Annotated in this window: 9 protein-coding genes and 1 pseudogene; 4 read left to right on the top strand and 6 right to left on the bottom strand. The window is 45.5% G+C overall.

Translation table 11 applies throughout. The features are described 5' to 3' along the window. Positions 1-169: 169 nt before the first annotated feature. Positions 170-1,148: pseudogene (locus tag KO533_RS01225) on the bottom strand (transposase). A 176-nt stretch (positions 1,149-1,324) separates the two neighbouring features. Next, entirely contained in the window at positions 1,325-1,825 is a 501-nt protein-coding gene (locus KO533_RS01220; protein ID WP_219252515.1) for a GNAT family N-acetyltransferase, read from the bottom strand. 432 nt (positions 1,826-2,257) lie between these two features. On the opposite strand from KO533_RS01220, the gene KO533_RS01215 reads away from it, so the two are divergent. Continuing rightward, on the top strand, positions 2,258-4,267 hold the full coding sequence (locus KO533_RS01215; protein ID WP_219252514.1) for an ATP-dependent DNA helicase: 2,010 nt from the start codon (positions 2,258-2,260) through the stop codon (positions 4,265-4,267). Positions 4,268-4,504: 237 nt separating this feature from the next. On the opposite strand, the gene KO533_RS01210 is transcribed toward KO533_RS01215, so the two are convergent. Further along, positions 4,505-4,795 carry a cytochrome c3 family protein gene (locus KO533_RS01210; protein ID WP_028759787.1) on the bottom strand — a complete coding sequence of 97 codons (291 nt, stop codon included), beginning with the start codon at positions 4,793-4,795 and terminating at the stop codon, positions 4,505-4,507. Positions 4,796-5,330: 535 nt separating this feature from the next. Continuing rightward, positions 5,331-7,319, bottom strand: a complete 1,989-nt coding sequence (locus KO533_RS01205) for a TonB-dependent receptor (protein ID WP_105252636.1) — start codon at positions 7,317-7,319, stop codon at positions 5,331-5,333. A 432-nt stretch (positions 7,320-7,751) separates the two neighbouring features. Between KO533_RS01205 and KO533_RS01200 the strand changes: the two genes are divergently transcribed. Continuing rightward, positions 7,752-8,330: a DUF4440 domain-containing protein gene (locus KO533_RS01200; protein WP_219252513.1), complete on the top strand. Its 579-nt coding sequence runs from the start codon at positions 7,752-7,754 to the stop codon at positions 8,328-8,330. A 51-nt stretch (positions 8,331-8,381) separates the two neighbouring features. Here KO533_RS01200 and KO533_RS01195 read toward each other — a convergent pair whose 3' ends face one another. Next, positions 8,382-9,029, bottom strand: a complete 648-nt coding sequence (locus tag KO533_RS01195; protein WP_219252511.1) for a DUF938 domain-containing protein — start codon at positions 9,027-9,029, stop codon at positions 8,382-8,384. Between the two features lie 489 nt (positions 9,030-9,518). Here KO533_RS01195 and KO533_RS01190 point away from each other — a divergent pair, with 489 nt between their 5' ends. Beyond that, positions 9,519-10,808, top strand: coding sequence for an FAD-binding oxidoreductase (locus tag KO533_RS01190; RefSeq protein WP_219252510.1), 1,290 nt, complete (start codon positions 9,519-9,521; stop codon positions 10,806-10,808). A 45-nt stretch (positions 10,809-10,853) separates the two neighbouring features. Here KO533_RS01190 and KO533_RS01185 read toward each other — a convergent pair whose 3' ends face one another. Next, positions 10,854-11,732 carry a LysR family transcriptional regulator gene (locus KO533_RS01185; RefSeq protein ID WP_219252648.1) on the bottom strand — a complete coding sequence of 293 codons (879 nt, stop codon included), beginning with the start codon at positions 11,730-11,732 and terminating at the stop codon, positions 10,854-10,856. A gap of 176 nt (positions 11,733-11,908) precedes the next feature. Between KO533_RS01185 and KO533_RS01180 the strand changes: the two genes are divergently transcribed. Continuing rightward, the gene (locus KO533_RS01180; RefSeq protein ID WP_025007830.1) at positions 11,909-13,048 is read left to right on the top strand and encodes an S-(hydroxymethyl)glutathione dehydrogenase/class III alcohol dehydrogenase; all 1,140 of its coding nucleotides are present in this window, start codon (positions 11,909-11,911) and stop codon (positions 13,046-13,048) included. Positions 13,049-13,152 lie beyond the last annotated feature (104 nt).

The following is a 13,152-nucleotide window of genomic DNA, read 5'->3' as shown; positions in this document are numbered from 1 at the left end:
CATTTACTAAAGGTATTTTTACTGAGGTTGAAAGTCACATTTTCGAGGTTTTTTGGTCGTTTTGTATTAATTTGCCGATAGTTAGCTGAAATTGGATGAATTAAGTTCGAGCCATATTCTCCACTGCGGTGGATTAATCAATTTAAACACTAAATTATCTCTGCTTCGGTCAGCTTGCCATTAAATGCTGGCAGCTATGTCGATAGTGCCTTCGTCGCTTTTCAAGGTGTTCGCAGTAACAAGTAAGTTCTTGCAAAGTACCCACGGGACCTTTAAATAGCTGCCCGAAATGGTGGGTGAGCTTAAGCCAATGCTCAGGTGGAATATTAAGGCGACTCAGTAAGCTAGCACTGCTCGAACTGATACTCCCGCATTTATCATCGCGAATAATTCTGCCTGTATCGTCGACCAGCTGCAGATACTCTTGTAAATCAAAGTGCAGCCCTTTAGACATATTGTCCCGCTCATTATCGATAAAGGGCAATAATGTTTGAGATTGTTTGCCTGCGAGTGCCGCGCGGATACGCCGTTGAATACTGGTGAAATCCGAGGTTGCTGGTGTTGTGGCTAGATGAGCGCGGATAGGGTTGAGGTCAACATAGGTCATACATGCGAGTACTTGCCGCCTCATCGAGTAGGGCTTGGGATTTAAAACGGCCCTCCCAGAAGCGTCCAGTGCAGTTATCCTCTTGATTTGCCTTACGGGCGATAGGTTCATTTAACGCTCGCATAAACCAAGAGATATCACTTAAGCGACTGCGATATAGGGCAATATGGTGTTTAAGGTTAGCCACGTCATGAGCTTCAACAACGTGCCCTTTGACAAATTGTTGTGTTAATTCAGTGCCTTTAAATACTTGATGCCAATGCTCAAGCACTTCTCTATCGGTCCATTGATTGGCTTGGTAAATATCCACACAGAGTACCAAGTGCAGATGGTTGCTCATCACTGCATATGCTGCAACATCAATCGCAAAGACCTGAGCCAGTTTAAGTAATTGCTGCTCTACCCACTCGCGTCTATGGTCGTAATTTTTACCTGAGAAAAGGTCTTCACCACACAAATAGGCACGTCTGACTACTCGACTACAGCAGTGATAAAAGGGCGTATCTTCCAAACTGACTTGAGTTCTCCTTGGCTGTGGCATCATCACACTCCTTGTGCGGGGAAACAGACACTAAGGCTAGTTGCTAATTTGGTGACTCACCAAAAAGCACCATCAAATTCACAATAATTAACACTGGGTGGCTTAGAAAAACTGCCAAATTAACCGTACCACTACAAACACTGGGTGGCTTAGAAAAACTTGAATAACATCGATTGTTAGATGTGTTCATTTATGATGAATGTATAAAACGGAGTAGTTTCATCCTCGATTAACTCACGTACTGAATTAAGCTGTAATCGTTTTGATACCGCTTTAAAAAAGCGCAAAGCCAGTTCATTTTCTTTGAACGTAGCGACCAGCATTGGTGTGCTAATCTGCTCAAATATTTGACGGACTACTTCGAGCGCAATCCAACCACCGCGATATTTAGGAAGAATAAAGAGGTCGGCCAGTTCCCAGATAAGCCTTTCTTCAACTTCAACCCTATCTAGTAGAACAAAGCCTACCAATACTTCATTTACCCAAATGAGGTAGGCTTTTGCCTCTTGTGAGTTAACATAGGATTCAAGATCTGAGGCTGTAGAGCCATCATATAACCCATCAATGCCTATATCTTCTTTACTCCAAGATGTTGAATCAAAATAATAAAGTTGGAGCAGACGTTGTAGCGTTGTGGTGTCACTTGTTTTTAAATTGATAAGACTAACGTTTGACATCATTCATCCTGATTACCTGCGTCTTAGTATTGATGCTTGGGCACTGAAACATCCTGTTATCGAGCGTATATAATGGTATAGAGTTTTGCTTTGCTGAGGTAGCTTATTTATTTCAAATGGTTAGTGGCAGGCTGAAATCGACAGAAGTTTGCGAACCGTTATAGCTAGCGCACATGCTTTGGCGGATGCTAGCAAATACCGACGTTTAAATTGGCGTTAATTACGCGGCTAACTTGTAGTCTTATCTCAAATCAGCATAATGCTTCGAGCTGTTAAGCTTAACGCTATTGTTTACGGCAGTGGCATGCGGTACTAACCATTGTTTGTGCTTATAAAGTTTCACTATGCATTCGCTCAGTAATTTATTGTGTGGACTTGCAGTACTGTTTTCACTGACGTTCCTAACACCTTGATAAAGGATTGATTCTCCCTTTGACTCGCTCCCGCCAACCGACATCAAAGCATGTTTCCTCTAAAGAAACCGTCGCTAAGCCTTCTGCCTTAAAAGGCGCCGCTGCGGTGAGTCGACTCGCGTCCGAAGTGCAACGCGCATTTTTGCCCGATGGAGTATTGTCTAAACATATTCAAGGGTTTAGTGCGCGAACAAGCCAGATGCAGATGGCACAGGAAGTGAGTGAGGCGATAGCGGCGAAGGGCAATGTGGTGATTGAGGCGGGTACGGGGGTAGGTAAAACCTTTGCGTATTTGATCCCCGCGATATTGAGCGGTAAGCAAGTCATCGTCAGTACGGGCAGTAAAAACTTGCAAGAGCAGTTGTTTTTTAAAGACTTACCCGCGCTGGTCGCCATGTTGGGGATTGAGCCTAAACTGGCTCTACTAAAGGGCCGCAATAATTATCTGTGCCAGTGGCGACTCGATAAGCAAATGAGCGAGGCGACACATATCGATGCGCGTTTGTTAGATGATTTGTTGAAAATCAATCAGTGGGCGAGCACCTGTAAAGATGGTGATATTGGCGGCTTAACCTCAGTGCCTGAGAATTCTTCGGCGCTGCCGCTTGTGGTCAGCACTAAGGAAAGCTGTATTGGTAAGCGCTGCGATTTTTACGATGCCTGCTTTACCCGCAAGGCGCGCAGCCGTGCTCTGGATGCCAAAATTATTGTGGTTAACCACCATTTATTTTTCGCCGATAGTGTACTGAAAGACACGGGCTTTGCCGAGTTATTACCCGATCCTGATGTGGTGATTTTCGATGAAGCGCATTTATTACCCGATATTTGCGTTAACTATTTTGGCCAGCAATGTTCGAGTCGTACTATCGATGATTTCATTCAAAAGCTACTCGCTATTTATCAGACTGAACTCAGTGATACTGGGCAACTCGCCCAATTTTGCCAGCGTTGCCTCGCTAAATTAAGTGATTGGCATAATCAGTTATATTCCTGCGGTGAATCCGATTGGCGTTTAGTACTGGGCAATAAAGCGCTCGCGGGGGTGTCATGGGATTTATTAGCGGAATTAACCGCGCTGCAGAATTTATTAATGGCCCATATTGGCCGCAGTGAATTGTTAGATGATATCGCCATTAAGTTGGCGGAGTTGAATAATAAGCTCAGTGTGTTTTTTAACTGCGATAATAATCTGGCGGCCTACAGCATCGAATTTGGTAGTCGCTTTGTGGTGCTGCGAATTTCACCAATCAATATTGCCCGTGAGTGCCAACAGTTATTTGTGCCCGAAACCAGTTGGATATTTACCTCGGCAACTTTGCAGGTTAACCGCAGTCTTGTTCATTTTGCCCGAGAAATGGGTATCGTTGATGCGCAGCAAAGCATTCTCGACAGTCCCTTCGATTATCCCCGCCAAGCGGTATTTTGTGTGCCTAGACAACTTGGGAGCGTGACCAATCAACAGCAAGCGTTAAAGCAGTTGGTGGATGTGTGCGTGCAAGCGATAGATGCGGCGCAGGGACGGACTTTTATTTTATTTACCAGCCATAAAATGCTCGAACAAGCGGCGCTGGCACTGCGAACTCGCACTCAGTATCCGCTGCTGGTACAAGGCCAAGCGGGTAAACAGAGTCTGCTGACTAAGTTTCGCCAACTCGGCAATGCGGTATTGCTCGGTACCAGTAGTTTTTGGGAAGGGGTGGATGTGCGCGGCAAATTGTTAAGCTGCGTGATTATCGACAAATTACCTTTTGTGTCGCCCGATGAGCCTCTATATCGCGCCCGAGCCGACAATGTGAGTCGTCAGGGACTCGATCCTTTTACTGAAGTGTCCTTACCTCAGGCGATTATTGCTCTGAAACAAGGTGTTGGCCGTCTTATTCGTGATGAAAAAGATCGTGGTGTGCTGATCCTTTGCGATAATCGCATTGTGAATCGCTACTATGGCCAAGCTTTTTTAAACTCGCTGCCACCGATGGCGCGCACCCGTGACTTAGAAAAGGCATTGGCGTTCTTGAGAACAATCCTCTGAGAGTCGTCTATGGTTTACCTAGCACAATTAAACTTGCCCTATTTGCCGGATATGGGATTCTGAGCTAAGTATTGAGCCGTTAAACATATTGTAAGGATATAAAAATGGAGGTAAAAATTGCCACCTGTGAGCAATAGATGGCAAACACCCTTGGAGGTTGGGTCAAGTGGCATCCTGCCTAATGGTTCCATTCAAAATAAATAATTCTTCGGCCTTTGGTTCTAGATTTTTAGTGAATTAATGGCATTCTTTGCAAGCATCTGCTGGTGCTTTTTCTTGATGAGCGATATGGCAATTGGTGCATGTTAAAACGCCATCATGTTTAGTATGAGCTTCGCCTGCGAGTGTTTTCATTTCTCCATGGCATGATACACATTGCTGATTTTCAAAAACATAATCCGCTGAAGGTTTTTTATCTTTATGGCAGGATTCACAGTCAGATCTTTCAGAATGACTGTCGGCAAGTGATACCGCCATTAAATTCGTTGAAAAGCACAGTGCGCACATTAGCATCATCTTTTTAAGCATGTTATTTCCCTTTTTTATTGTTGGTTAAATCATCATTCTGAAGCGAGTAAATCATATATCTAGCTATGAAATATGTAACTTGAAGTTGGAACTGTATTTTTCTCGCTGTTTTATTAGTGATATAAACGGAAAGATAATATCGCTTTTGCTTGGTGCGTAAGTTTAATAATCGAGAATTTTACACCTCAAGCTTTAGCAGTCTTGCGTGTGTATAATAGTTTTTTAATATGACAAAACCTTGATCGTTATCAAAGGTTAACGGGTGAGTTATTTTTTAGCGTTAAAGTATGATCAAGGTTATATTGCGGAATGTAAAAGACTAATGATTTAAATCTGGATTATATAATTTATATTTTTGATGTTTATTTAAAAATTCTATATTTTAGAAAATATATTGATTTTACTTTTTCTAGTCGAATGTGTGATATTTATTTTGGTCTTAAAACAATAGGCGAAGCCAAAACGGGCTTCGCCTATGATGTTTAATGTTGAGTAGCAGAGCTATAATTACACATTAATTTCTGGCTTGTAGAGCTTAGAAACTTGCAGTTACCCCAGCATAAATACTGCGACTCTTTTGAATATAATCAAGGTCGGTGGCAACTTGGTCACGTTCAGAATCCGTTAGGTTAGTCACGCCAAGCTTCAGTCTAAACATAGGATTAATTTGATAATTCGCACCTATATCGAGCGAGCCATAACCCTCTGATTTGACATTGGCTCGCAAATACTGCTCGCCAGTATAATGGTAGGCGATAAAGGTGGATAAACCATCAAATGCCTGCCATTGCAGTTTTAGGTTATAGCTGTCGTCCGGTGTTAAGGTAAAAGGCGCGCCATTTTGCTTATCTTCGGCATCGGTTTTACTGTAATTACCGTTTAGGCTGAGATCTTGAGTTAAATTGTACCAAGCTTGTAATTCCCAACCAGTGATCTTAGCTTCGTTCACGTTTTGGTAAGTTAATACTGTACCTGGGACTCTATTCCAAGTTTCGGTGATAATTTTATTTTCTACATCGTTATGGAAGTAGGTGATCGAGCCACCAAAATCCGTGGTTTGATATTGGGTCGATAACTCGTAGTTCACTGAGGTTTCGGGTTGAAGATCAGGATTTCCCGCAACGGTACAGGCGCCACGACAAGCGGGGATAATATAATCGGCTTGGGATTGCGCCATATTTGGCGCTTTAAAGGCTTTGCCGCCACCACCTTTAATGACCCATTCAGAGCTTAAGTTATACACTAAATACAAGCGTGGGCTAAATTCGGTGCCGTACACATCGTGGTGATCGACGCGCCCACCTAAGGTGATATTGAGTTCGCCTAAGCTAAATTCATCTTGTAGATACAATGCCGATTGGCTGTCGTCTAAGGTGCCATCACCTAAAATATTGCGGCTATTTTCGAGCTGGGTCCAACGGTATTCTGCACCGCTGGTTAACATGTGATCGCCAAGCAGGACAGTGGTTTGACCGTCGAGATTGTGGTTGGTTTGGGTGATATTACCTATCTCGGCGATTAACGCTGAGTCGTCAGTCACCTCAACATTTTCATAGTAATAGCGCAGGCGAGTGTCGCCCCAGTTCCAGTGGCCATTATGGGTCAGACCTGAACTTATCCGCTCCGCTTGTTGGTTATTGGTGAGAATCGTGCCGTAGTTATTCCAATCAGACTCGCGTTCATCGTTGGCGTAACTTAAGTCAAATTGCAGATCTTGCTGGTTATCAATCAGCCATTGTAAATTGGCGAGGGCGCTGATTTCATCTCTGTCTTCTAGTGCATCAATAGTGGGTTTTAAGTCCGAGCGCCATGCATCGCGTTTATTGCTGTCGACGATTAAGTTTGCCAGTAATTTATCTTTGATCAGCGCGCCACTGCTGTAGAAATTGTACTTAGTGCTATCGCCACCCTTGCCACTGGTAGGTGCATCGTATTGCACGCCAACGCTGGTTTGCCAGTCTTCAGTCGGTTGACGCAGTATGACGTTAACCACACCGCCTAAAGCTTCTGAGCCGTATAGGGATGACATAGGCCCACGCACAACTTCGATACGTTCAATGGCAGACATTGGAATAGAGGACAAGTCAAAATCGTTGCCATAACCAGAGGTTAATGCTTCGCGGGAGTTAATGCGGCGGCCATTAATCAAGATTAAAGTGTAATCTGAATCTAAACCTCGCAGGCTGATCTCATTGCGGCCATAGGGCGTGCCTTCGCTGATGTTCACACCCTGTAAATAACGGACTGCGCTAGCAAGATCGTCTATGACTAGCGCTTCAAGTTCACTGCGGTTAATCACGGACACTGAAGCGGGCGCCGAAAGCTCCGAGTGTTTAGTTTGTGTTGCTGTGATCACCATGCGCTCCATTTCTGGAGTGGTATCTTGCGTGTTTGCAGCGCTAGCCCATGCTGCAGGTAATAACAAACATAAACCAATAGCGCGTGATAGCTGGCTCAACATAGGTGTCTGTGTTGCATGAGATAGATGCGAGGTTTGGCGAGTGCGACGGATAAAGCGGGGCATATCATTCTTCCTTCGGTAATTTTGGCGAATGATAATTATTCTTAATTATAGCTTCAAGCTTGGATGTCTCTCTTTTGTGTAAAGGCAGTGTAAATTTTTAGTGTTTAATAACAGCGTGATAGCCCGTATATTCGATGTGTTGCTCGCTAGCATAGTCATCCTGATTGAGCGCATTGCGCATAAGGCACTGAGTATGATGATCTGAGTCTGACTGTCGTCGGATAAATCACTAAAAAATAGTGAGAATAATCAGAAACTATCACCGCACAAAATTGCGTAACGTAATATGAAGCTATATCAGTATGATTAATATAGATATTTTAACTGGCATAAGCTTTGCTGGCAATGTGACTTCATGTTTCGTGGTGCATTCATGTTTGTGATGTGAATAGTCTCCATACAAAATGTATTGCCAATATTTACGGAGAGAATATGAATCCAGCATTTTATAGCCTAGCCACAGTCACTGTTTTAACTTTGTCACTCGCCACTACCGAACCTGCTGTTGCCACAGATACGCCAACATTAGCTAAAGCAGCATTGGATAAAACCGCTGATGCTCCACAAACTGACATTGCGCAGCCCGCTACTGCACTTACAGACACTTTATCTACCCAAATTGCAGCGGTGGATTTTGCTGTGTTCGACAGTTTCAATAAGTGCGCCGTCCCCGCTGAACTAAAGAAACACTCGGCGTTTTTCACTGAAGATGTAGAGTTTTACCACGACACGGGTGGCGTCACTTGGAACCGCAAGGACATGATCGCTAATACCGAAAAATATGCCTGTGGCCATTACCGCCGCGAGTTAGTTGCGGGCACGATGAAAGTGTTTCCGGTGAAAGAGTTTGGCGCGATAGAGCAAGGCGTTCATCGTTTTTGCAGCTTTGAAACAGATAGTTGTGATGGCCTAGCCGACTTTGTCATTGTGTGGCGCAAACAGAACGAACAGTGGAAAGCTACCCGAGTACTGAGCTATGGACACAAAACCGCCGAGGCCAAAACGGACTAAACCATTAAACTAAAGCTAGCTTTTAACAAAAAATGAGTCTTTAACAAAATGCTAGCCTCTAACAAAATGCAGTAGTCGATTATTGGCGGGCATAGCCACATCTTGCTTCAGTGTTAAGCTTTGCTCGCTGGCTAAACTGCAAATCCATTCAATATCACGAATGCCGCTGGCGGGATTGTGTTGTTTTAAAAAGGCATCGAATTGACGATTGCTGTCACTGCTAAATTCGCCTTGGTAGTTAAAGGGGCCGTAAATGCACAGGGTCTTGAGTTGGGGCAGGTACAGACCAAGGCCAGTAAAAAACGCTTCAACCATATTTTTGCTCATAATATGCAAAGTGTTTGCAGTAAATACGCCATCAACATGAGGTGTTAATCCCTTCACCGGCCATGGCGCGGTAACATCAAGGGTAAGTGGTAAGCGTAGGTTTGCCGCTGCATTGGGTAGCTTGCCTTCATGCATACACCTTGCGGTAATGACCTCAATATATTCAGCTTGATCGCTAGTTTGCCAGATTAAATGGGGAAGATTTGCTGCAAAATACACAGCATGTTGCGCTGTGCCACTGCCGATTTCGAGTACATGTTGGTTGAGTGAGAATGCTTGTGTTAATACCGCTAAAATCGGCGCTTTGTTGTTTTCACACGCTTGGGAAAACGGCAATTGGACAAGTGGCTGGGTAATTGGCATTAGTGGCATAATGGACTCTAGGTTGCTGAGATTAAAAGAGGATGACGCCGCACAAGCCTATCTTAAACCAGCAAAAAGTATAAGACTTAAAAGAGAAAATGAGCCGCGCCTTAACATTCGGAGTCTCTATCTTAGATAACTTAATCTTAGGTATCTTAATCTTAGGTGCCTTAATTTTAGTGCCTTAATTTTAGGTACCGCCATTTCAGAAGTTTCCATCTCAAGCTCCTCCATTTCAGGTTCTTCAAGAAGTAGCCTGCAGTCAGCTCAACTTCCTTTGTCCTGTCCTGCAAATAGTTATCGCAATTCACTGTTGATCTCGATCTCAACTCAGATATACTCACAAATTCTGAACGCTTGTAAAAAATATAAAACAACGTCGGTATAATGCCGCGTTAAAACGAGTGTCCAAAACTGAGTGTCCAGAAGAACTGAGTGTCCAGAACTAAGACTCAACACTCACTTTCAGCCATCAACTTTCAACATCAAGGAATGACCATGCCAGCAGAGCGTTGCGCCTCCTACTACAATGCCACCATTAACCAAGAGTCGGATTATCCTGCGCTTGAAGGCGACATTCGAGTCGATGTGGCGATTGTCGGTGGTGGGTTTACCGGCGTGGCAACGGCGTTGGAATTATCTGAGAAGGGCTATAAAGTGGCACTTATTGAGGCCAATAAAATTGCGTGGGGCGCGACCGGACGCAATGGTGGGCAGGTGACGGGCAGTTTGTCCGGCGATGTTGCGATGGCAAAACAGCTGCGCCGTCAAATCGGCAATGAAGCTGAAGATTATGTGTGGAATATGCGTTGGCGCGGCCACGATATAATTAAAAATCGGGTGGCCAAGTACGGCATAAACTGTGATTTAAAGTTTGGTCATATCCAAACCGCTTACCAGCCAAAGCACATGCAGGAACTTAGGGCTATGCATGACGAGGCGCAGCGCCGCGGCATGGGTGAATTTATGACGCTGGTATCCGCCGATGAAATGCCCGCCTATTTAGGCTCGCCCTTGTATCACGGCGGCTTGGTCAATCGGCGCAATATGCATTTACACTCTGTTAATCTATGCCTTGGTGAAACCCGCGCGGCAGCAGGTCTTGGGGCATTAATCTTTGAACACTCACCCGTACTTGATATTGAAGAAGGCGATGTGGCGACTGTTGTCACTGCCAAGGGAAAAGTGCGCGCCAACAGTGTGCTGATCGCGGGTAATGCTTACCATAAACTCGCCCGTCCGAAGCTGCGTGGTATGTTATTTCCGGCGTCCTTAGGCAATTGCGCCACTGCGATTCTGCCCGATGAGATGGCTTTACAAATCAATCCGCAGGATTTAGCCGTGTACGATTGCCGCTTTGTACTGGATTACTATCGCCTGACCGCGGATAAACGGCTGATGTTCGGCGGCGGGACTAACTACAGCGGCCGTGATCCTAAAAATGTGGCTGCGGAATTACGGCCTGCGATTGAGCGTACGTTTCCACAATTAAAGGGCGTTAATATCGAATTTGCGTGGGCGGGAATGGCAGGAATTGTGATTAACCGTATCCCGCAGCTCGGCAAAGTGTCGCCTAATGTGTTCTATTGCCAAGGATATTCTGGGCACGGAGTAGCGACATCGCACATTATGGCCGAGATCATGGCCAATGCGATGGACGGGCAATTGCGTGAGTTTGATTTGTTTGCCGCCATGCGCCATATCCGCATTCCGTTAAATGAATGGTTCGGCAATCAAGCGTTGGCGTTAGGCATGTTGTATTACACTTTGCGGGAAAACTGGCGCTAGTCTGCGCCGTGTTGTCTGCTACCAATCAATCTGCTCAAACAGTATTTAATCCTGCTCGGCGAGTTTTTCGGCAAGGTAATCGACCAATACACGGATCTTAGCCGACAGGTGGCGATTTTGCGGATAGAGTGCCCAAATACCTTCTTTGGCTTCGCGGTGAGTGTCAAGGAAGGAGAGCAACCGTCCGGCTTGAATATCTTCTTCAATATAATAATCAGGCAGTTGAACTATCCCTATGCCTTTTAGTGCCGCATCCCTTAATGCGTAGCCGCTGTTACAATTAAGATTGCCGCGGACTTTAATATTGCGCTCGCGGCCATTTTCTACAAAGCGCCAGTAATTATGATTACCGATCAAACAATTGTGCTGGCTAAGTTCAGATAAGGTATGGGGCTGGCCGTACTTTTCCACATAGCTTGGTGAGGCGGCGACATAGTGAGTGCGGCTGCTGAGCGGTTTGGCCATCAGGCTTGAATCGGCGAGTTTTCCGAGGCGAATCGCCAGATCATAACCGCCTTCAATCAAGTCCAAGGTGCGATTGGTCAAGTCGACGCTAAATTCAACGCTGGGATATTGCACCATAAAATCATTGAGTAATGGCATGATAAATTTCTCGCCATAGGCGACGGGCGCTGTGAGTTTGACTAAGCCTTGGGGTGAGTCCTTTAGGTTTGAGATGGCGCGCTCGGCTTCTTCTAACCCCGTTTGTAATTGGCGGCAATGACGATAATAAATCGTGCCTTCTTCGGTTAACGACACTTTGCGGGTAGTGCGGTAAAAGAGTTTTGTGCCAAGGCGATTTTCTAAGGTGCTCACTTGGCGGCTAACGTGGGCGGTGGAGATATTCAGCCGCTGCGCCGCTAGGGTAAAACTTTCGGCCTCAGCCACCGCGACAAATTCAGAAATGCCGTCCCAGAGATACATTGTTGTTACTCGGTAAAAATGAATTGCTTGAATACTAGATTGTCTCTCGCTGAGAAACAAATACAATCCTCCTATTCAGTAGCATCAGTGCAATGGGCGCAAGAATTTGCTTGGCCTGAATTGAATTTATGATACACCAATGACTTACTCCTATTACCTATTCAAGGGACGTAACAATGTCGAACGAAAAACCGCAGTTTATTAAATCAAAGGCCGCAGTGGCTTGGGGACCAGGACAACCGCTTAAGATTGAAGAAGTGGATGTGATGTTACCTAAAGCGGGCGAAGTTTTAGTGCGCATTGTGGCTACGGGCGTGTGTCACACGGATGCCTTTACCCTGAGCGGTGACGATCCAGAAGGCGTATTCCCAGCGATTCTAGGCCACGAAGGCGGCGGTATCGTTGAGCAAGTGGGCGAGGGGGTGACCAGTGTACAAGTGGGCGATCATGTGATCCCACTGTATACCCCAGAGTGCGGCGAGTGTAAGTTCTGCCTATCGGGCAAAACTAACCTGTGCCAAAAAATTCGCGCGACCCAAGGTAAAGGCTTAATGCCCGATGGCACCACGCGTTTTTATCTCGATGGCAAGCCTATTTTCCATTACATGGGCTGCTCGACCTTCTCTGAATATACTGTGTTACCTGAAATCTCATTGGCGAAAGTCAATAAGAGCGCACCATTAGAAGAAATTTGTCTGTTAGGTTGCGGCGTAACCACAGGCATGGGCGCTGTGATGAACACGGCCAAAGTGGAAGAAGGCGCAACCGTGGCGATTTTCGGCCTCGGCGGTATCGGTTTATCGGCGATTATCGGTGCTACTATGGCCAAAGCCAGCCGTATTATCGCCATTGATATCAACGAATCTAAGTTCGAGTTAGCCAAAAAACTCGGCGCGACCGATTGCATCAACCCAAAATTATTGGATAAGCCCATCCAAGAGGTGATTGTTGAGATGACCGATGGCGGCGTGGATTACTCATTCGAGTGTATCGGCAACGTCAACGTGATGCGCAGCGCCTTAGAGTGTTGCCATAAAGGCTGGGGCGAGTCGGTGATCATAGGTGTAGCCGGTGCTGGTCAAGAGATTTCAACCCGTCCATTCCAGCTTGTGACGGGCCGCGTATGGCGCGGTTCTGCCTTTGGCGGTGTGAAAGGGCGTTCTGAACTGCCACACATTGTTGAGCGTTACTTGGCGGGTGAATTTAAGCTCGATGATTTTATCACCCATACTATGGGACTTGAGCAAATCAATGAAGCGTTCGAGCTAATGCACCAAGGTAAGAGCATCCGTAGCGTGATCCATTTTGATAAATAAGCGATTTTGCACGCTAAGTTGATGCTTCAGCTTGATGTGACAAACCGGCAGACAGGTGCAAATCTGTCTGCTGTGTTGCCAACTGAGCTGACGATAAGCGCCAT

The sequence above is a fragment of the Shewanella sp. NKUCC05_KAH genome (genome assembly GCF_019345585.1).
Classification (GTDB): Bacteria; Pseudomonadota; Gammaproteobacteria; order Enterobacterales; family Shewanellaceae; genus Shewanella; species Shewanella oncorhynchi.
Note: the sequence above shows the minus strand (reverse complement) of the source record. Positions and strands in the feature narration are given on the sequence as shown.

Coding starts and splice junctions, on each gene's coding strand:
- KO533_RS01220 (WP_219252515.1), bottom strand. CDS start 1,825: ATGTCAAACGTTAGTCTTATCAATTTAAAAACAAGTGACACCACAACG.
- KO533_RS01210 (WP_028759787.1), bottom strand. CDS start 4,795: ATGCTTAAAAAGATGATGCTAATGTGCGCACTGTGCTTTTCAACGAAT.
- KO533_RS01205 (WP_105252636.1), bottom strand. CDS start 7,319: ATGCCCCGCTTTATCCGTCGCACTCGCCAAACCTCGCATCTATCTCAT.
- KO533_RS01200 (WP_219252513.1), top strand. CDS start 7,752: ATGAATCCAGCATTTTATAGCCTAGCCACAGTCACTGTTTTAACTTTG.
- KO533_RS01195 (WP_219252511.1), bottom strand. CDS start 9,029: ATGCCACTAATGCCAATTACCCAGCCACTTGTCCAATTGCCGTTTTCC.
- KO533_RS01190 (WP_219252510.1), top strand. CDS start 9,519: ATGCCAGCAGAGCGTTGCGCCTCCTACTACAATGCCACCATTAACCAA.
- KO533_RS01185 (WP_219252648.1), bottom strand. CDS start 11,732: ATGTATCTCTGGGACGGCATTTCTGAATTTGTCGCGGTGGCTGAGGCC.
- KO533_RS01180 (WP_025007830.1), top strand. CDS start 11,909: ATGTCGAACGAAAAACCGCAGTTTATTAAATCAAAGGCCGCAGTGGCT.